A 20,228-nucleotide genomic window follows, 5' to 3' on the forward strand; every position below is an offset into this window, starting at 1 on the left:
GGTGGGACTTGCCGAAGGGCCGCATCCAGGCGCCTCGGCCGGGGCTCTCGAGTTGTAAGCGTCGGTCCGCCGCGGGGCGGGACGTTACAGGGCATTACAGCCGCGCGGCCCGCTGTAATGCCGCGTAATGCCCCGCTCCGCGGGCGTCGGACGCTACCTCGACGACCCGACGCCGACGCGTCACCCAACCCACCGATCGAAAAGGTAGACCCCGATGTTACGCAGCAGCCTCACAATCTCCCTCCTTTGCCCCCTCCTCATCGTCGCATGCACCGAGGATATGCCCGACTCCGAGCGCATCCACGGCACGGAGGACGACCTGGGCGAGATCGAGGACCCCGAGGCCGACTCGTCCGAGGCCCAGCCGACCCCGAGCACCCCGGGCCTCAGCAGCAACAACTGCGTCGGCGACAGCTGCGTCCAGGCGACCACCTGCGCGTCGGTCGGTCAGGAGCGCGGCATGTTCATGTGGGAGGAGTGGATCCTCGACAGCGTGAGCCCGACCCCGACCGCGCTGACCGACGAGCTCGTCGGCTTCGCCGCCAGCCACGGCGTCACCCGCATCTACTTCCAGGCCCAGGGCCACCTGCCGACCTCGGCCGGTCGCACCAAGCTCGCCGCGCTCATCGCCGCCGCCGACCAGCACTGCATCGGCGTCGACCTCCTGCTCGGCGACCACAGCTGGCACCTGCCCGGCCAGACCGGCGCCCAAAACCTCCTCACCAACGCCTATCAATTGGTCGCCGGCCTCGGCGCGACCGCCCGCCCGGTGCGCGTCCACTACGACGTCGAGCCGCACGCGAACGCCAGCTGGAACTCGAAGAACAACGCGCAGAAGACCGTCGCGCTCGGCCAGCTCATCAGCATGTACCAGTCCCTGCAGACCCTGGGCGGCCAGCTCGCCGCCCAGTACGCGGGCCAGCTCTCCGCGCCGCTCGAGATCGTGGGCGTCGCGCCGTACTGGTTCGACGAGAAGGTCTACTCCACCGCGGTGCCGGTGGGCGGCGTCACCCGGCCGATGATCGAGTGGATGAGCGACACCCTCGACGTGGTCAACCTGATGGACTACCGCGACACCTATACGAGCATGCGCAGCAAGGCGATCAATGAGGTGACCTACGCCCAGACCAGCGGCGGCAAGATCATCGCCGGCGTCGAGACGATCTGCGGCCTGTCGGCCTCCACCACCTTCTGCGAGGAGGGCGAGCAGGGCACGCCGTCCAAGCCGGGGATCTTCCCGGTGCTCAAGAAGGTCAACGACTACTTCGGCGCGGCCGCGCCGGACGCGTGGAGCGGCGTGTTCGTCCACCACACCGTGAGCTGGATGCCCCTGTCCCCCTGCAATGTGGCCCAGAACAATTGCGCGGCCGGCCAGACCTGCCAGACCAGCCAGATCATGTCCGCCTACGCGACCCGCAAGGGCCTCTCGCAGCAGGGCTGGGCTGTGTGCGTCGGCGAGGCCACCCCGAGCTGCGGCGACGGCGTCGTCAACGGCTCCGAGACCTGCGACGACGGCAACAGCGATGATACCGACCGCTGCTCGAATGCCTGCACCGTCCAGGCCTGCCCGTCCGCCGGCGACGTCAAGGGCCTGTGGGTGTGGAACGACTACGTGAACCTGGTCAACGACAGCGCCGCCGCCGGCGAGCTCCTCGACTTCGCCCGCGAGAAGGACGTCACCCGCCTCATCTTCGACCTGTGGGACGAGGAGGCCGGCGCCCTGCTCACCGCGACCACGCCGGGCCGCGGTCTCCTGGCCGACTTCATCGCCGACGCCGACGCCCGCTGCGTCGAGGTCGACCTCCTGGTCGGCCCGAAGACCGACACCGCGTTCCCCGCGATGGAGGGCTGGATGGACCCGTCGGGCAATGTCAACACCGCGATCGCCTTCGCCGAGGACGCCGTCGAATTCACCGACGCGCTCACCGGCCCGAAGCCGGTCGGCATCCACCTCGACATCGAACCCGCGCACGCCCCCGACATGGGCAGCAACACGGCCGGCGTGGTCGCCCGCCTCATCGACCGCCTGTACCAGATCACCGACGCCTTCGAGGCCGCGCAGGCGAGCGCCGGCACCACGCTGCGCATCAACACCGACGCCAACGTCTGGCTGCAGCACCACAACATCACCCGCAGCGGCGTCACCAAGGCCGCCCACGTGTGGCTGCTCGACCGCCTCGACGCGACCTTCATGGACTATGTGGATAACTCCACCAGCCTGATCGACTATGTCAGCACTGAGATGAGCTACGCCGCGGGGCTCAGCGACCGCCAGGTCATCGTCGGCGTCGAGACCATGTGCGGCCTCGACGACGGCGACACCTTCTGCGAGGAGGGCGAGGCGGCGATGGCCAGCGCGCTCGCCACGGTCGCCAGCTCGTACAGCGCGAACCCGGCCTGGCAGGGCACGGCGATCCACTACTACGACGCCTACGCGGTGCTGCCGAACTGAGCGGGGGCCGCGAGGAAATCGCGGCACACTCGCGTACCCTGGCGCGCTCGTGCTTCGCAGCGCGCCAGCATGGCGCCGGCCCGGGAGTCGGCCCGCGCTTCGTTCGCGCACAAGCCGCCCGCACAGCGAGGCCCATACCCGCACTGGTGGGCCGGGCTCGCGGCACCTTTACTCGGGCACCGGTCTTCCCTACCCTGGCAGCCCATGTCCACACGACACCCCCCCGGTCTCGGTCTCCCTGGAGCGCTCGTCTCGCTGATCCTCGGCGCCATCCTCGGTGTCGCGTGTGGCCCGCCGCCCGGCGCCTCGTGTCGCCTGAACCCGTTGTGCGGCTCCGGCGATATTGGCGCGACCTGCAACGGCAACGGCGACTGCATCTCGAACCACTGTTGCGGTAACAAGGACTGTGACGGCGGGACCTGCACCTACCAGTGCGGCGACGGAAAAAAGGATGCCTCGTGCCCCGGCGGCATGAACTGCCACGGCGGCGAGTGCTTCTTCGGCTGCGCTTTCGACACCGACTGCGCCAACGGCCAGCGCTGCAAAGACGGCAAGTTCTGCTCGTGGGATTGATTGGCACGCCGCCGCGTCACCCCCTGCGTCAGGACCTTGTTCCTGACGTGGGGCTCGCGGCGGCCGCTCTATGGGAAGAGTGGGCACATCTGGGTGTTGGGGTCGGGCTTGATGCACTTGTTCATGCAGTCCGGGATGCCGCACGGGTAACAGCACAGCAGGCCGGGAGCGCAGCCGTCCGGGTTGTCTTGACAGACCTCGCCCTCGCCGAGGCCGCCGCCGCCGGTTGTGCCGGTGCTGGCGTCGGTGCTGGTGCCGGTGTCGGTGCCGGTGCCCGTTGCGTCGGTGCCGGTGCCGGTTGTGTCGGTGCCAGTGCCGGTTGTGCTGGCGTCGGTGGTGGTGTCGGGGTCAGTGGTTTGGCTATCGGAGTTGCCCGAGGTGGTCCCGGAAATGCTGCCCTCGGTGGTCGGGGTGGTGCTGGTCGAGCCGGCGGCGGTGGTGGTCGGGGTGGTGTCCGCGGTGGTCGAGCCGGCGGCGGTGGTCGGGCCATTGCTGTCGGTGTTCTGCCCCGTATCGTTGTCGCTACCCAGAAGAATGCAGCCGCTGCTCAACATACCGCCGAGCGCGAGTCCCCAGGCCTTGCTAGCGAGCCGCGCGCGAGCCAGTGTCTGCGCGTGGGCGCACGATTTGCCGATATTGATCTCGCTCCATGAATTGTGCTTCATAACAGATACTCTCCCGTAACGCCGCAGCTTACGGCGTTCGGGTCGCCTTGAAAAGACAATTGCTCGCCCACCCGAAGATCCCCCTTCGCGGACCAGCGGCCGCACAGGATCGTCGTGGTCATGATTGTGTCGCCGTAGCCCGTCGGGTACCGCTCGGCCTGGGCCACGGCGACCGGGATGCTTCGGGCCGTTGACCTTCGGGGCCGGAGCAGGCGGGCGACGCCGCGCCTGTAATGGCCTGTAATGGTCCGTGCCGGGCCCGGAGCGCACCATCGTTGTGGCGAGGTGGCAGCACCGCGCACGCGCATCAACCGTGAATCACTAGGTCTTACGTATGAACTCCCGCACCTGCAACCTTCGTATCGCTCCCATCTCCCTCGCCCTGCTCGCCGCGCTCAGCGGCGCCTGCGGGGACAGCGGCGACGGCGGCTATTCCTCCTACAGCGTCTCCGAAGGCGGTGGCGACAGCGGTGGCGGTGTCACCGGCTATGACAGCTCGCCCACCACCACCGCCAGCGACCCCACCAACGGCAGCTCGCCCACGAGCGGCGCAGGCTCCGACAGCGCGGGTAACACCGATGGCGGGGACTCGGGGAACACCAGCGGCGCCGACACCGGGGACGCGACCAGCGGCGACGCCAGCACCGGCGACGCGAGCAGCAGCACCGGGACCACTGGCGAGGCCGCGTGTGACATCGAGACGCCGGTCGTGCTGTACCTGTCGCCCGACGACTCGAATTCGACGAGCTCGCCGGTGCAGGTCCGCGAGGCGGTGCTCGGCGACTTCGGCGGCCTGAACGGGGTGCCGATCCGCACCTGGGAGTTCATGAATTACTACAGCTTCGCCTACGCCGCGGCCGAGCCCGGGCAGGTGCGGGTGACGCCTGAGCTGGCCCAATTCCAGGGCCAGCCCGACGGCCAGTACACCATGCAGATCGGCATCAGCGGCGAGGCCGTCCCGGCCGCCGACCGCCCCCTGATGAACGTCACCCTCGTCCTCGACGAGTCCGGCTCGATGCAGGGCCTGCCGATCGAGATGGAGCGCGAGGTCTGTCGCACGATCGCCGGCAGCCTGCGCAAGGGTGACATTGTCTCGATGGTCGGCTGGGACACCAGCAACGCCGTCAAGCTCGCCGGCCACGTGGTCCAGAGCGCCAACGACCCCACGATCGTGGCCGAGTGCGACGCCCTCGAGTCGGGTGGTGGCACCGACCTGAGCGGTGGCCTGAACGCCGGCTACATGCTGGCGAGCGAGCACTTCACCCCGGGCCGCATCAACCGCGTGGTCCTGATCAGCGACGGCGGCGCGAACGCTGGCGAGACCGACATCGCGGTCATCGCCCAGGGCGCCGGCGACCAGGGCCAGGACGGTATCTACCTGGTCGGTGTCGGGGTCGGCACCAGCGACAGTTACAAGGATGAGCTGATGGATGTGGTCACGGACGCCGGCAAGGGCGCGTCGCTGTTCATCCCGCACAAGGCCGAGGCGACCCGGATGTTCAAGGACCGCTTCGTCTCGACGATGATGGTCGCCGCCCGCGACGTCCGCGTCCGCCTCGACATGCCGCCCGGCTTCGAGATCGTGCGCTTCTCCGGCGAGGAGTTCAGCAGCAACCCCAGCGAGATCGAGCCGCAGCACCTGGCCCCGAATGACGCGATGGTGTTCCATCAGACCGTCGAGACCTGCGCCCCGGCGCTCGTCGACGCCGAGGCCAGCATCACGATCACGACGCGCTTCCAGGACGCCGTCACCTTCGAACAGCGCGAGGTCCAGGAGACCCGCAAGATCGCCGAGCTGCTGGCCGACCCGTCCGCCAACCTGCTCAAGGGCGCCGCCGTGTTCGCCTACGCCGAGGGCCTCAAGGCCATCCAAAGCGGCGACCCGGCCGGCAAGACCCGCGCCCTCGAGGCCCTCACCCTCGCCGAGGCCGCCCTCCCCGGCGACAAGGACCTGGCGGAGATCCGCGCCGTCCTCGAGGCGCTGTAACGATCGGCTGGCCGCGAACGACGGCGCCGCAGGCACGAGTCGGAGGGCGACCAGTCCTGGACGACCCGGATGTCGCCAGCCCGCGAGGCCATGCTGGCCGGTGTGAGGCAGACGCGACGCGACGAGGGCAACCTCGCCGCGTCGCTTCGCTTATGGGAAGAGCGGGCACATCTGGGTGTTGGGGTCGGGCTTGATGCACTTGTTCATGCAGTCCGGGATCCCGCACGGATAGCAGCACAGCAGGCCAGGCGCGCAGCCGTCCGGGGCGTCCTGACAGACCTCGCCCTCGCCGAGCCCGCCGCCACCGGTTGTGCCGGTGCCGGTGGTGGTGTCGGTGTCGGTACCTGTGTCGGTCGCGGTGCCGGTGCCGGTTACGTCGGTGGTGCCGGTGCCGGTGCCGTTTGTGTCGGTGGCCGTCGCGCTGGGGTCCGTGGTCGTGACTTCGGTGGCGGTCGCGCTGGCGTCGGTGGTCGGGGTGTCGGTGGTCGGGGTGTCGGTGCCGCTTATGCTCTCGCTGCCGGTCGGGGTAGTCGCGCTGGGGTCGGTGGTGGTCGGGTTGTCGGTGGTCGCGTTGCCGGTGTCCGGACCATTACTATTGGTATTCTGCCCCGTATCGTTATCACTACCCAGCAGAATACAGCCGCTGCTCAACATAGCGCCGAGCGCGAGCCCCCAGGCTTTGCGAGCGAGGCGCGCGGGGATCCATGAGTGCGCGTGGGCGCAGGAATTGCCGATAGATATCTCGCTCGATGAATTGTGCTTCATAACCGATACTCCTTCGCTACCGCCATGTTGTACGGCAATCGGGGCGATCTGAGAAGGCAATTGCTCGTGCCGCCCGTGACACTTCCACCTTCGCGGACCTGGGCCGCACAGAGCCCCTGGTGGCGGCGCGGCGCGGCCAGGGGGTGGGAGGCCACGGGCCTGTAAGGGCGCGTAATGATCATGGCGACGGCGCCCGACGCTACCAGGACATCGAAGGTCGAGGCCGCCAGCGGCGGTCGCTCGAAACCTCCAACCAGTATTCACGCTCTCCGAGCAAAAGGTAGCAGTGTCATGAATATCCGCACCCTCGTCATCTCCCTCCTTTGCCCCCTCTTTGCCGTCGCCTGCGATATCGATGACGGCACCATCTCCGAGCGCGAGCTCGACGCGGCCTTTGACGACGAGCTCGCCGAGGAGCTCGCCGACGACTGCGAGGGTCCCGCGTGCGAGTTCGCCGCGTTCACCTGCGGCGACGGGGAGCTGAACGCCGGTGAGCAGTGCGACGACGGCAACGGCGAGGCGGGCGACGGCTGCGAGGCCTGCCGCATCCGCCCGGTCAACGATATCTTCACCAACGACGGCGCGCCCGCGGGCGACGATTGCGAGGCCCCGGGTGCGTGCTGGCGGCGTTCACGTGCGGCGACGGGGAGCTGAACGCCGGTGAGCAGTGCGACGACGGCAACGGCGAGGCGGGCGACGGCTGCGAGGCCTGCCGCGTCCGCCCGGTCAACGATATCCTCACCAACGACGGCGCGCCCGCGGGCGACGATTGCGAGGGCCCCGCGTGCGAGCTGGCGGCGTTCACCTGCGGCGACGGGGAGCTGAACGCCGGGGAGCAGTGCGACGACGGCAACGGCGAGGCGGGCGACGGCTGCGAGGCCTGCCGCATCCGCCCGGTCAACGATATCTTCACCAACGACGGCGCGCCCGCGGGCGACGATTGCGAGGGCCCCGCGTGCGAGCTGGCGGCGTTCACCTGCGGCGACGGGGAGCTGAACGCCGGGGAGCAGTGCGACGACGGCAACGGCGAGGCGGGCGACGGCTGCGAGGCCTGCCGCATCCGCCCGGTCAACGATATCTTCGGTAGCAACGGCGCCCCCTCCGGCGACGACTGCGAGGGCCCCGCGTGCGAGCTTGCCGCGTTCACCTGCGGCGACGGGGAGCTGAACGCCGGGGAGCAGTGCGACGACGGCAACGGCGACGCCGGCGACGGCTGCGAGGCCTGCCGCATCCGCCCGGTCACCGATATCTTCGGCACGCCCTGAATCGCCGAGACCGCCAACCAACAGCGCACAACCGTCGGCCCCACGAGGTGCTTCTCCGGAAGCGACGCTCGTGGGGCCGATGTCCGTGACAGGCCCGGCAGGTGGCACCACACGCCGAGGGCCTCAAGGCCATCCAGGGCGGCGACCAGTCCGGCAAGACCCGCGCCCTCGAGGCTCTCAGGCGCGCCGACTCCGCCCTCCCCGGCGACCCGGACCTGGCGGAGCTCCGCGCCGCCCCCGAGGCGCTGCAAGGGCTCGTGGACCTGTAATCGCCTGTAATCGGCCGCCTCGTCGGCACTCGACGCTACCCGATCACGGACCTCGACGACGGGGCCCGCACCACACACCACTCGCAAGAACGGTAGCATTCCATGACCCGCACAATTATCAGCCCGCTCACCCTGTCCCTGCTTTGTCCGCTTCTGGCGTTCGCGTGCGATATCGAGGACATGGCCGACGCCGACCACCTCGACCACCTCGACGATCTCGACGAGGCCGTCAACGGGGCCGAAGCTGCCGCAGCCAGCCCCACACCCGGACCAAATCCAATGGCGCTCAGCGGCCAGTGCAATGGCATCAACTGCGCACAGACGTCCGTGGAGGAGTGGGTCAGCGAAGTGGAGGCAGATCAGCCCCGGAATTGGTGGCGCTTTGATAGTGAGATGGCCGATGACTTCGGCTACCATCCGTTTGACGGCGACCTCCTCAACGGCGCCGTCATCGAGCTCGGTACGCCGTTCGGGAACGCGGTGAAACTCGGGACGACCCCGTGGTCGTGCGTCCATATCGGCGACATCGAGACACTTCAGAAGCCCTGGACGGTCGAGGCCATCTTCGCGGCGGACGGCACCGGAGCCACCGGGAACCCCTCGACCTCGGTGCTCGTCGGTCCGGTCTCCGGCTCTGTGGCGCCCGGCACGCTCAAGGCGGAGACCTGGGACAACTCGGGCAAGATGGGATATACGACCCCGTGGGACACCACCTTCACCTCCCCCGCCGCGGCCACTCCGACCACCTTCAAGCACGTGGTCTTTGTCGGCACTGTGGATGGCATGAAGCTCTATGTGAACGGAGCACTCGTCGGCCAGAACCCTGCGACCATGGACCTCGCCCTCGGCGGCATCGGCGGAGTCTCGTGCGAGGTCGGCTGGGCCCCGGGCGGCGTGTTCGGCGGCCTCATCGACGAGATGGTGGTCTACGAGGGCGAGCTCGGCGTGGAGCGGATCGCGGCCCATTTTGCCGCTGCCAAGAGCGTGCTCGAGTACGAGTATGACTGTGGTAATAGTGTTGTTGAGGGCGTGGAGGAGTGCGACGATGGTAACACCGATAACACCGACCGCTGCTCCAACACCTGCCAGGTCCAGGCCTGCCCTCAGGGTGCGCCGGTGCGGGCCATGTGGGTATGGAACGACTACACCAACATCGCCAACGACCCCACCGAGATCAAGGATCTCCTCGACTTCTCCCGGTCGAAGGCGGTGAACCGGCTGTTCTTCGACGTCTACGACCTCGAGGCGGGCGGCTTCATGACTGCAACGCCCGCGGGCAAGGCGACGCTCGCCACGTTCATCGCCAGCGCCGACGCACGCTGCCTCGAAGTGGAACTCCTCATCGGCCCGAAGAAGGACGGCGATAAGTTCCCCGCGTCGATGACGGGGTGGATGGACAGCGGTGGCAATGTCAACGTGGCAGTCGCCGTCGTCGCGGAGGCAGTCACCTTTACCCAGAATCTCCAGGGCCGAAAGCCCGTCGGGATCCACCTGGACCTCGAGCCCAGTCACGCGTCCGACTGGGACAAGAATGCTACTGAGACAAAGAAGCAGGAAATCTACGGACGCCTCATCGATCGTCTCTACACGATCGCCGATGCCTTCGCCCCCAACGACCCGGAATTCCGGTTGAACGCCGACGCCCCAGTCTCGCTGAACGAATGGATCACGCACGGCAACGGCCCCAATCAGAACGCCTACATGTACCTCCTCGACCGCCTCGACGTCACGTTCATGGACTACATCGACTTTGCGGGGGTACCAGGCCCGGGGGACGGCCTCATCCCCTATGTGAGCGATGAGCTCGCATATGCACGTGACCACGTTCCAGGGCGCAAGATCATCGTCGGCGTGGAGACATTGCCGCCCATCGGGGATCTCGCCGATGAGAATACCTTCCACGAGGAGGGTGCGGATGCAATGAACTCGGCGCTGAATAGCGTGTCGAGCAGCTACGCCAACAATTCCGCGTTCAAGGGCGTCGCAATCCACTGCTACGAGACCTACCCCTCGCTCATGCAATGACCGTAGGCTGACGCGCGGTCATTCGACAAGGGCGGCGTCTCCGGGATCCCGGAGGCGCCGCCCTCTCGCGCGCGGGCCCGGGGCGCTCGTGTAATCCCGCGTAATGACCCGCTGCGCCGCTCCGCGGCGCTACCTAATCAACGAGGGCGCCACCCGCGAGCACGACGCTCCGGGGGCCCACCGCCCTCAGCAAAGGTAGTTTCTCATGCTTCGCAACACCACGGCCCTCGCTCTCCTCTGCCCCCTCCTCGCGCTCGGTTGCGACGCCGACCCTGGACCCGACACGGCCTCGACCGACGGGCCCGAGTTGGCTCCGGCCGACGAGAGCTCCGGGGCGGACGAGGAGCCGTCCAGCTCGCTTGGCGGCGACGACTCGCTCGGGAGCGACGAATGTGTCGACGAATCGTGCGAGCAATACGCCTGCGGCGCCGTCTGCTCGAGCACCTCGGTCAGCTTCCTCGCGTGCTCAGCGGCCAACCAGTGGGCGCAGGACCAGGATGACCTCGCGCAGACATTCACCACCTGCGGCGCCTTCACGCTCACCGCAGTGAAGCTGCCGATGTTCCGCTGCTCGGCCAACGGTGACGTCCAGCTCAAGCTCTCGCTGCGCACGGTGACGAACAACCAGCCGGGGGCCACGGTGCTCGCACAATCCGACGTGATCCCGCCGGGCGGCGTCCATGACGACTGTCAGGGCCCCACCTACGACTTCCAGGACGTGACCTTCTCCTTCGCCAGCAAGCCGCAGCTGGCCGCCGGGACCTACGCGCTCGTGCTCGAGACATCCCCGGTGCCGCCGGCGACCAGCTCGTATGGCTCGGTGTTTTGGCAGCGCAGCCACGACTTCGCCCCGAACCCCTACGCGGGCGGCACCTACTGGCATCGCTACCAGTGGGGCAACAACCCGCCGCAGGCGTGGACGGGCAACAACAACTACGACCTGAGCTTCTCGTTGCAGTCCCTGTGCGGCGATGACGTGCTCGATTCGGGCGAGCAGTGCGACAACGGCGGGAGCAACGGGAACAACGCCGCCTGCAAGCTCAATTGCACGACCAACGTGTGCGGCGACGGCTTCAAGGGCCCGGGCGAGCAATGCGACCTCGGCGGGAGCAACGCGAACACCGCCGGCTGCAAGAGCGACTGCACAATGAACGTGTGCGGGGACGGCTTCAAGGGCCCGAATGAGGTGTGCGACGACGGCAACACCGTCGGGGGCGACCTATGCTCCAGCAGTTGCAGCGAGAAGATGCGGCTGGCGATCCCGTCGTACATCAATCCCGACCTCGACAGCGATCCATCACAATGGAGTACGCTGCTCGCCAACACTGCCCCCGGCGACATCGTCATGATCAACCCGGCGGACGGTCAGGACGGCGAATTTGGTCAGGAGTGGCTTGATGCGACGGTCCAGGCCAGGGACCAGGGCAAGATTGTCCTCGCCTACGTCTCCACGCGCTGGGGCGCCCGTTACTTTGACCGGAACGACTGCTTGGCGAGGAACGAGGGGCCGAGTGAGAACTGCCAGATGGACAGCGGGACGTACACCTTCCTCCTCGACGGCGAGGTCGAGACGGAGACGACGCAGTACATCCAGGCCGACATCGACAATTACTACAGCTGGTATTCGCCCTCCGGGATCTTCCTGGATGAGGGTCCGACCGTCTGGGAAGACACGATCGACGGGGTCACGCAAGCGAAGTGCCAGGATGTCGAGGCCCACTATGCATGGCTCGCCAACTATGTGCGTGAGCACGACGGTGGCGCGACCGTGGCCATCAATCCGGGCACCAAGACCTGTGAGAGCTACCTCGATTACTTCGATATCATCGCCAACTTCGAGGGCAGCGCCAGCACGTACCTGAACAGCTGGGCGGACTATACTCAGAGCTGGCCGGCGAACTACCCGGCGAGTCGCTTCTGGCACATCGTTCACAGCGCTCCGGCGGCCCAGCTCGACAGCATCATCACCAAGGCGGGCCAGCGCAATGCGGGGTGGGTCGATGTCACGGACCACGACTATGGTGCTTTGCCCAGTTACCTCGCGGCCGAGGCCGCGAAGCTGCACTGAGCCGATTACCGCTGCAGCCACGCCTCCACGGCCGCCAGCTCGCTCTGGCGCGCCGGCCCCGCGGCGCGAAGCGCCTCGGCGGCTTGCATTGCCAGTTCGCGGGCGCGGTCCAGGTCGCGGCCGCGTCCGGCGGGGCTGTCATGGAGCGCCCGGGCCAGGTCGAACATTGCGGCGCCGAGCTTGTCGCCGCGGTGGCCTGGTCGCTGGCGGATCTGCAGCGCTCGCTCGAGCAGCGGGACGGCCTCCTCGGGGTTTCCGCGGCGGGTGGCGACGGCGGCCAGGCTGGTGAGGGCGTCGGCGACCTCGGGCACGTCGGGGCCGAGGTTGGTCTCCCATACGGTCAGGGCCTCGTTGAGGCGGGCAGTGGCCTCCGCGGGGGCGCCGGCTTCGAGCTGGGCCCGGCCGAGGATATACAGGGACAACGCCGTCACCGGGTGTTGCGCGCCCTTGGTCCGCAGCGAGATGGCCAGCGCGCGGTCGGCCAGCAGCTGCGCTGCCTCGGGGTCGTGGGGGAGCTGGATGAGGGCGAGGGCGTTGAGGAAGTTTGCGACCTCGGGGTGCTCCGCGCCGAGCACGCTCTCGGCGGTCGAGAGCGCCTCGCGGGCGAGGGTGATGGCCTCGTCGTTCGCGCCCAGGGCGTCGCGGACGGCTGCGAGGCTCTGGAGGGACAATGCGACGTCGAGGTGGTGCGCCCCGAATTTCCCGCGGCGGATCATGAGCCCCTTCTCGAGCAGCAATTGCGCCTCCTCGTGGTCGCCCAGCGCGTGGCTGAGCACGCCGAGGTTATTGTAGATACTCGCCATCCCCGGGTGTCCGGGGGTCAGGACGCGCTCGCGGATCGCGAACGCCCGCTTGAACCGGGCCTTTGCGCCTTCGCTGTCGCCGCGGGTCAGGCGGACGAGGCCGAGGTTGGACAGCGTGGTGGCGACATCGCGGTGATCCGGGCCGAGGGCGGCCTCGCGGATCGCCAGGGCCTGCTCCAGCAGGTCCTGGGCCTCGCCGTAGGCGCCGCGGATGTATTGCAGGTAGCCGAGGTTATTGAGGGTAGTGGCGACCTCGATGTGCTGCGGGCCGAGGGCGGCGCGGCGGATCTTGAGCGCGCGTTCGAACGCAGATTGCGATTGTGGGTAGATGCCCTGCGTCAGGTACAGCAGGCCGAGGTTATTGAGGGTCGTGGCGACGCTCGGGTGATCGGGGCCGAGGGCGGCCTCACCGATCGCCAGGGCCCGCTCGTACGACGCCGACGCGGCGGCGTACGAGCCCAGCGCGCGCTGGACGACGGCGAGGTTATTGAGGGTGGTGGCGACCTCGGGGTGATCGGGGCCGAGCACCTCCTCGCGGATCGCCAGCGCCTGCTGATTGAACTGCAGCGCGTCCTCGAAGCCGCTCTGGGCGCTGTGGACCATCGCCAGGTTATTGAAGAGGCTGGCGCCGAGCAGGCCGCGCTCCTGCCCGAGGCGGCGGATCTGCACCTCGGCGGGCAGCGACCACAGCAGGCCCTCGGCGGGTCGGGCCTGGCCGACGCCGACGGTGCTGACGAGCTGGACAGCGGCCCGGGCGGCGATCTCATCCGCGCCGACGCCACCGGCGTCGAGGTAGACGCGCTTCAGGGCCGCCTCGCCGTGGTCACGCAGCTCCGCGTGGGCGGCGAGGTTGCCGACCATCGCGCGGGCCTCGATAGCGAGGGGACGATAGGCGAGCGCCTCGGCCGAGGTGAGCAGGGCCTCGGCGCGCACGAGCCCCTCCTCATAGCGGCCGGCGGCCAGGAGTCCCTGGATGCGCATCATTTCGCGGCGGAGGGCCTCGACCTGCCGGCGTGCGCCGGGGCCGGACGGTGGTTCCGGGCGTCGCTCGAGGATCGCTCGCTCCGCGCAGGGGGCGACCTGTTCGAGGCCAGCGATGGCCGGGAGGACCAGCTGCACGTCGGTCGCGGTGCTGTCGCCGAGGACCTCGAGCAGTCCGGCGAGGGCGTCGCGGCGCTCGTCGAGGCAAGCGGTCGAGAGTGCATACAATGCCGGCGAGCGGGTGTCGTCGACCTGCGCCTCGCGGCAGACCTGGGTCCGCATCTCCGACCAGGAAGCGGTCCAGCGGTCGATCTGCGGCCCGGCCTTTTCGTAGGTGCTGCCCGCATAGCTGACCTCGGTGGCGAGCAGCGTCGCCCGCAGGGCGGCCTTGGCCTCGTCGTTCCACACGGCCGCGATCTCGGCGCCATGCGATTCACACTCGGCGATACGCTGGGTGCGCAGGCCGAGGATGACGGCGACGACGATGCCCACGGCGCCGACGCCGATCAGCACCCCTGCGGTCCGCTGGCGGGTCTGGCCGCGGGCGATCGCCGCGAGCAGGTCGTCCATCGTCGGGAAGCGGTGGGTCGGCGCGCGGGCGAGGCCGCGCTCGAGCACGCGGCGGAGGAATGCGGGCACCTTGCTGTTCCGGCGCGACAGCGCGTCGATCTCCCCGTTGGTGACCGAGTGCATGATCGCGTGCAGCGTCTTGCCCTTGAATGGTCGCTGGCCGTACAGCGCCTCCCACAGCGCGATGCAGAACGAGAACTGGTCGGTCCAGGCCTCGACCTGGGCGCCCTGCCACTGCTCGGGTGCCATGTATGCCGGGGTGCCGAGCAGCGTGCCCTCGCGGGTCAATCGTGGATCGGAGTGTACTTGCGAGTCGCTGGCCGGCGTATCGTCGGCCAGGACCGCGGTCGGCTCGACCGCGCGGGCGAGGCCGAAGTCCATGACGCGGACGCGCCCGTCGCTGCCCACCATCATATTGTCGGGCTTGAAATCGCGGTGGATAAGGCCGGCCTTGTGCGCCGCGGCGAGGCCGCGACCGGCGGCGAGGAAGAGGTCGAGGATCTCCCGGACCGATCTGTTACGCTGCTGCGTCCACCGGGTGACGGTCATCCCCTCGATGAACTCCATGGCGATAAACACCTCGGCGCCGACGGTCCCGACATCGAACACGGACAGCGGGGCAGCGGCGGCCGGGCCTGCGGGTCGGCGGAAGTGACGTGGGGGTCCGGGCGCACACGGGCGACCTGCGTCAGCTCCGGGGGGAGGCGGCATAGACCGCCCCCATGCCGCCGGTGCCGAGCAGCGATAGGACGACGTAGCGGCCGACGAGCCCGCCGCGGGCGCGCAGGCCCGCGTCGCTGACCGGCGCGGAAAGGGTGTTCGAGGACCCACCCTCCGAGAGCGTGGCCGTCCGGGCGATGGCCAGGTCCGGGTCGTCACGCGCGTGCTCGTCGCACGGCCACCAGGCCTTGGTACCATGCCCGGGGAGGTCACCTCCGAGCGGACGTAGCCGAGGATCTCCGCCGCCCCTCCACCGCCCGGTGAGGACACGACCCCGCTGTGCTCGGAGCGCCCGAGGGCGAGGAGGCGGCGCGGGGCGGGGCGGCGTCATCGGGACCGAGCGGGGCTTGCCCCCCTTCGGCGGGCCGATGTGGCCGTTCCAGTCCGCGAACTCCACGTGGACCTTGTTGGCCCCGTAGTCGATGCGGCTCCACTCGAGGGCGATGATCTCGCCGATGCGCATGCCCGCGTCGCCCCCGAGGAGGACGAGCACGAGGGTCCGCGGGTCGCTGCCCGCCGCGTGGACGAGCCGCTCGTAGTCCTCCGGGATGTAGAAGGCGTGGCGGTGGTCGTTGTCCTTGAGCCGCTTGATCTTCGGCACGCTGGCCACGTGCCCCTTGGCCTGGGCGTCGCGCAAGATCTGGCCGAGCGCCTGGAGGATCTTATTGATGGTGCCGGCGGCGAGCTCGAGCTTCTTGATCTCGAGGACATGGTCCGCGGTGATCTGATCGACGCGCAGGGCCCCGAACATCGGGATGAGGTGTTGCTTGAGGTTCATCTGCATGTTGGCCGCCGTGCTCGGTCGCAGTCGGCATGCCCGCACGTGTTCATCCACGAAACGGACAGCGAACTCGGCGAACTTCGGCGCGGGCTCCTTCTCTCTAGCGGATCGTCCCGTGAGAAAGCCACGGGCCTTCTCACGTGCCCAGCGCTCGGTCGAGGTGCGCGAGGCATGCGGCGACTTCCATCGCCTCCGTACCTCTTGACCTTCCACGAGCATCTTGACGTCGGCCTCCAGTGTGGTGCTGCCCCGGTAGGGGGCGATGGTGATCTTGGTGATCTCTCCGGTCGAAACTGACATGGGGAACTCCATGACAGCTCACAAGCGCGCTCAACATACAGCGCGCCTGCGAGCGTTGCAATCAAAATCGCTAACCACTGAGTGCTACTGAGCACTACTCACGAAGGCGACCATCGTTTTCCATACCAGCGACGATCTCCCGAAAACGGACCAGCTTGCAGCCAACTGGAGCCATGGCGATCAACCACCGGCGACGCAGTTCTTGTGGGATGGCCATCAGTGCCGTAACGACCTCGGCGTCTCGTTCTGTGCCCGGCCGGTAGTGGTCAGGGTCCTGCCTCCAGTACGGGATCGCCTCAAGCGCCAGGATGCTTTCGAGCGTTGTACGGTCAAGCCGCTGATCGTTCGGGCTCGATCTTTCATCTGCGCGCCGTAGTACGCCATTCAGGCACGTGGCGCACACGACCTGATCGTCCGAGAATCGACACAGCCCTTCGATCTCTGGTCGCTTGCAGCAATTGCATTCAAAAACGTTCCTGGGTCTCCGATCGCCGATTTTGTCCGACGCGCGAAGTAGCCGACGAGAATGGGTGGCTTTGGCGACGCTCTCCACCAAGTCCTCCAGTGAAGCGAGCACAACATCACAGGTGATGAGTCTCAGCCGCCGCCATGAGAACGGTGGCCGATCACGATCCTCGTCAGGCTCGCCCCTGTCAGGATTAGAGGGTTCGACCGCAACGACCGCAAGCGCTTGGAGAGTCAGGCCCACCCCGCGAGTCATCAGGTGTCGCAAGAGGTGGACGGTCTGATGTAGTGGCGCTTTGACGGCAAGCGCCCCATATTGTGGCACGCGTGGCATGTGTCCTTGCCTAGCCCTGGCCGAGAGCAGCGATGATGCCGGCGAGCGCCGCTTCCTCGCGTGCACGGTAGTCCCGGTGGATGCCCCGGCTCGCGGAGCCGGGCACCTTCGGGAAGTTCTGGGGAGGTGGTGCACCGGGTGGGTGCAGGCCCACGCGTGCCAGCGCCTCGCTTACGACCCCGAGCATGTCTTTGGCGCCGGCCGAGTCCACGTCGCTGGCCCACAGACACCCCGGCCGCATCTCCCAAAGCTCGGACCGGTTGGGGACCCGGACGTCAGCGAAGCTGACACGCCCCGCGAGCGCCTCGGGCACCCGGAGTGGTAACGGGTCGCTCGGATCGGGCAGCCGCCGGTTCCACACGCAGAGCACCGGCCCCACGAGCTCCTCCGCGATGGCGCGCATCCCGTTGTGGAACGCCGTCGGCGAATCCATCAACATGACCCACAAATCGGGCCGGAGGGTGTGCGCGACGTTCGAGCACGCCCAGACGTCGACCACGCGCAGGTCCCACGGACCGGGCGGGACGTTCTCGGTCGCGTCCGCCCAGGGAAGGGTGGGCGTGAGGAACTCCGCCATGTCGTTGTTCTGGTCTAGCGAGAGCCCAAGCGCAGCGAACCCGAGCGCGTGGGCGTAGTAGACGGTATGGGAGGCGAACAGGGTGGATCCGACGCCACCCTTGCGGTTGAGGAAACAGATCGTTTTTGTTCTCATGATTGTTGGCTCCTATGTATGCACATCGTTGTGGCACCCTATGAGTGCCATTGACCATTGCGCGCACGCCATGGCCAGCGTCCCAGCACCTGAACCTCAGCGACCACGCGATGAAGCAGCAGAGCAGAGGCGAGCGACTCCAGCCCCGGGCGGGAGCGCGTGTTGCCGCCCAGGCTGTAGAGCTTGCCTCGCTGCTGCTCGAAGCGGGGTTTTTCGTCGACGAGGATAACGTCGATAAATGTGCTGCTGCGCCACCTGAAGGTGATCAGGCCACGGTCCAGCCGGGTGGTCGTGTAGTCCAGCTCCAGCCTGGTCATCATGTAGCCGAGCGCGGCTTCATCGACGAACAACTCCCCAGCGACCCAGACGGCGTGCCCGTCTGGGTTCATGGGCAGCGGTTGGCGGCGCATGAGTCTCGTCTGTGCGTCGGTCTGGAGGTCCGGCCATTCCCCACCCCAGGAGACGAGGTTGTAGTGCTCGAGCTCCACAAGGAAGTCCTCCAGCGTGACCTGGTCGAGCAGCGGAGTGATCGTGAAGAGCGGGCCCTCCTGCTCAGGGAAGTGGTGGATCCCGCTATGCTTCGCCAACTGAATCGAGCCGCGCTTCCAGGCCGGCACCACCACCCGATCGTTGACATAGTCGGTCCCGTGGAACCACTCGAGCGAGGTGACCATCGCCTCATCCGCGAAGTAGTCGCCGGCGACCATGAAGTAGTGGCCTTTGGGGCGAGTCTTCGTCGGAAGCTTCGACGGCGGGTCACTCCATGAACTGGCAAGTCTCGGGTTGAAGGCAGTTGGGTGGAGAGGCTGCGGCTCCGGCGTGACCCCTTCGCGGGTCTGCGTCGGCCAGCTTGGGTAGGCGCCCCCACTTTCGGCGAGCCCATACTGCACAAGCAGCACCACGAAGTCCTCAAGCTCCGCGGACCCGCCCGCGTGGTCGATCCAGTAGATCGCCGTACCGACCTGATTCGGTAGGGTCACTCCTGTGGGGAGGAGCACACCGTCGGCACGGCGAAACGCGACCTTCCCTCGTCGGTAGAGGAAGACATCAACGTCGCGTTGCTCGGGTCCCGAACGTTGCTGCGCGCCAGGCAGTCGGCGGACAAGGTCATCGACGAGGGCCTGGTCGGCATAGTAGTGATCCTTGACCCGATAGACGTGTCCGCGGCGGACCCGGGTCGACCACCACACGGTCGCACCGAGACCGGCGCCGAGGAACAGGCCGGCTGCGGCTGCTGCGATTGTCTTGGTTTCCACCTCGTCACCTTCCTTCGTCAGACGCCATTTCGGGCGTGCCACAGGCCGTGACGGCGCCCGGACCTGGAATTGCCGGTGCAGTCGTGACCACACGCCCGTCGCCCGTCACGATCGTGACCCAGCCGCGCTCATCCTCAACGATGGTCTTGCCGTTGCAGGCACGCAAGAACGCCTGCCCGCGGGGCGATAGCGCCTGCGAAATGACCGCGTCACGAATACGCTTACTCGGGATGAACATGGCTACCTCCGTTGATCACGCTTCGTCCAGCGACCGAGCAGCACGCCAAGCCCAACAAGGCCAGCGCCTCCCGCAAGCCGGCCGACGAGGCGCAGCATTCGCATTTCAACCAACATTTCAGAGACCTTCGCCCTCTCTTCATCGGTCATAGAATCCTCATGGTTCTGGTCAGACGCTATTTCGGGCGCGCCACAGGCCGCGGTGACACCACGCTCATCCCGATGGCGACCCCGACCAGGACACCCACGGCACCTGTGCACGCGGCATAGACAAGGACACGGTTCTGATCCGAAACGCCCAGACGGTGGAGGTCGCACCTCGCTTGACGCAACTGATCGGCGAGGGCCTGATTCTCGGTCTTGAGGGCCACCATGGCCTGATCGAGCGTGAGGACGGGGTCCGCCATCTCAGCGCTTCCCTTTCCCCTTTGGCCAGAACGCTGCGGCCGCCAACGCTCCGACCACGCCGGTAGCAACCAGCTTCTCGTCGAGGCCGACGGGGCGCATGTCGACTTTTGAGCCCACCGCGGTCGTGCCCCGCCAGCGCGCGTTCGGGTAGAGCCGGGCCGTGAGGGTCCACGGCTGAACGTTGACGATGAAGACGTTTTCCGCACTGCCGGCGATCCTGGCGATCTCAGCGAGCGCCGCCTCGAGATCGGGGACGTACTCCAGCACGCACGACACGAACACGACCGACGAGTCCGCGGTGAGCTCCGGGACCGGGCCCTTCGTGATGTCCGCGACGATCGTCATCGGGCACTTTGGGCAGCCGTTGAGATCCACGCAGACATCGCCGCAACCGTACGCACGGGCGAGCCGCGTGTGCATCCCAGCGTCCGGATCCCCGATCACGACCAGCCGGCGGCCGAGCGCCGTGGCGCGCTCCATCGCCGACATGAACGCGACGGTTCGCTCGCGGAACCTGACCATGGCTGCGCCGCTCTCCACGAGCGCGGCATAGCCGAGGATCAAGCGTGCAGCAGTTCGAATGGACATGGTG

17 protein-coding genes are annotated in these 20,228 nt (G+C 67.7%); 8 read left to right on the forward strand and 9 right to left on the reverse strand.

Annotated elements, in window-relative coordinates; all coding sequences use genetic code 11:
* Positions 1-214: 214 nt before the first annotated feature.
* A complete protein-coding gene (locus IPJ59_RS25930) occupies positions 215-2,452 on the forward strand; it encodes a DUF4215 domain-containing protein (RefSeq protein ID WP_293273749.1) in 2,238 nt (745 codons plus the stop codon).
* A 204-nt stretch (positions 2,453-2,656) separates the two neighbouring features.
* Positions 2,657-3,025 carry a hypothetical protein gene (locus tag IPJ59_RS25935; protein ID WP_293252914.1) on the forward strand — a complete coding sequence of 123 codons (369 nt, stop codon included), beginning with the start codon at positions 2,657-2,659 and terminating at the stop codon, positions 3,023-3,025.
* A gap of 68 nt (positions 3,026-3,093) precedes the next feature.
* Here the strand turns inward: IPJ59_RS25935 and IPJ59_RS25940 are convergent, their stop codons facing one another.
* The gene (locus IPJ59_RS25940; protein WP_293273750.1) at positions 3,094-3,690 is read right to left on the reverse strand and encodes a hypothetical protein; all 597 of its coding nucleotides are present in this window, start codon (positions 3,688-3,690) and stop codon (positions 3,094-3,096) included.
* Positions 3,687-3,857, reverse strand: coding sequence for a hypothetical protein (locus IPJ59_RS25945; RefSeq protein ID WP_293273751.1), 171 nt, complete (start codon positions 3,855-3,857; stop codon positions 3,687-3,689). The genes IPJ59_RS25940 and IPJ59_RS25945 overlap by 4 nt, the downstream gene beginning before the upstream one ends.
* A 167-nt stretch (positions 3,858-4,024) precedes the next feature.
* Here IPJ59_RS25945 and IPJ59_RS25950 point away from each other — a divergent pair, with 167 nt between their 5' ends.
* Positions 4,025-5,677, forward strand: coding sequence for a vWA domain-containing protein (locus IPJ59_RS25950; protein WP_293273752.1), 1,653 nt, complete (start codon positions 4,025-4,027; stop codon positions 5,675-5,677).
* 150 nt (positions 5,678-5,827) lie between these two features.
* Here the strand turns inward: IPJ59_RS25950 and IPJ59_RS25955 are convergent, their stop codons facing one another.
* A complete protein-coding gene (locus IPJ59_RS25955) occupies positions 5,828-6,331 on the reverse strand; it encodes a hypothetical protein (protein WP_293252923.1) in 504 nt (167 codons plus the stop codon).
* A 402-nt stretch (positions 6,332-6,733) separates the two neighbouring features.
* Between IPJ59_RS25955 and IPJ59_RS25960 the strand changes: the two genes are divergently transcribed.
* The 5 genes from IPJ59_RS25960 (at position 6,734) to IPJ59_RS25980 (ending at position 12,069) form a co-directional block, all read left to right on the forward strand.
* Positions 6,734-7,096, forward strand: a complete 363-nt coding sequence (locus IPJ59_RS25960) for a hypothetical protein (protein WP_293273753.1) — start codon at positions 6,734-6,736, stop codon at positions 7,094-7,096.
* On the forward strand, positions 7,060-7,707 hold the full coding sequence (locus tag IPJ59_RS25965) for a DUF4215 domain-containing protein (protein ID WP_293273754.1): 648 nt from the start codon (positions 7,060-7,062) through the stop codon (positions 7,705-7,707). Before IPJ59_RS25960 ends, IPJ59_RS25965 begins: the two co-directional genes overlap by 37 nt.
* 101 nt (positions 7,708-7,808) lie before the next feature.
* Positions 7,809-7,976, forward strand: coding sequence for a hypothetical protein (locus tag IPJ59_RS25970; RefSeq protein ID WP_293252927.1), 168 nt, complete (start codon positions 7,809-7,811; stop codon positions 7,974-7,976).
* Positions 7,977-8,078: 102 nt separating this feature from the next.
* A complete protein-coding gene (locus IPJ59_RS25975; RefSeq protein WP_293273755.1) occupies positions 8,079-10,001 on the forward strand; it encodes a LamG-like jellyroll fold domain-containing protein in 1,923 nt (640 codons plus the stop codon).
* A gap of 205 nt (positions 10,002-10,206) precedes the next feature.
* Positions 10,207-12,069 carry a spherulation-specific family 4 protein gene (locus IPJ59_RS25980; RefSeq protein ID WP_293273756.1) on the forward strand — a complete coding sequence of 621 codons (1,863 nt, stop codon included), beginning with the start codon at positions 10,207-10,209 and terminating at the stop codon, positions 12,067-12,069.
* Between the two features lie 5 nt (positions 12,070-12,074).
* Here IPJ59_RS25980 and IPJ59_RS25985 read toward each other — a convergent pair whose 3' ends face one another.
* The 6 genes from IPJ59_RS25985 to IPJ59_RS26010 form a co-directional block, all read right to left on the reverse strand.
* Positions 12,075-15,032 (reverse strand): serine/threonine-protein kinase, encoded by a 2,958-nt coding sequence (locus IPJ59_RS25985; protein ID WP_293273757.1) that lies wholly within the window; start codon positions 15,030-15,032, stop codon positions 12,075-12,077.
* A 79-nt stretch (positions 15,033-15,111) separates the two neighbouring features.
* Complete coding sequence (locus IPJ59_RS25990; protein WP_293273758.1) at positions 15,112-16,224, reverse strand: tyrosine-type recombinase/integrase; 1,113 nt, start codon at positions 16,222-16,224, stop codon at positions 15,112-15,114.
* A gap of 809 nt (positions 16,225-17,033) precedes the next feature.
* Positions 17,034-17,735 (reverse strand): P-loop NTPase family protein, encoded by a 702-nt coding sequence (locus IPJ59_RS25995; RefSeq protein ID WP_293273759.1) that lies wholly within the window; start codon positions 17,733-17,735, stop codon positions 17,034-17,036.
* Between the two features lie 38 nt (positions 17,736-17,773).
* On the reverse strand, positions 17,774-18,991 hold the full coding sequence (locus IPJ59_RS26000) for a hypothetical protein (RefSeq protein WP_293273760.1): 1,218 nt from the start codon (positions 18,989-18,991) through the stop codon (positions 17,774-17,776).
* Between the two features lie 4 nt (positions 18,992-18,995).
* The gene (locus IPJ59_RS26005) at positions 18,996-19,229 is read right to left on the reverse strand and encodes a hypothetical protein (RefSeq protein ID WP_293273761.1); all 234 of its coding nucleotides are present in this window, start codon (positions 19,227-19,229) and stop codon (positions 18,996-18,998) included.
* 407 nt (positions 19,230-19,636) lie between these two features.
* Positions 19,637-20,224, reverse strand: a complete 588-nt coding sequence (locus IPJ59_RS26010) for a class I SAM-dependent methyltransferase (protein WP_293273762.1) — start codon at positions 20,222-20,224, stop codon at positions 19,637-19,639.
* Positions 20,225-20,228: the final 4 nt, after the last annotated feature.

The organism is Nannocystis sp. (assembly GCF_016714285.1).
Classification (GTDB): Bacteria; Myxococcota_A; Polyangia; order Nannocystales; family Nannocystaceae; genus Nannocystis.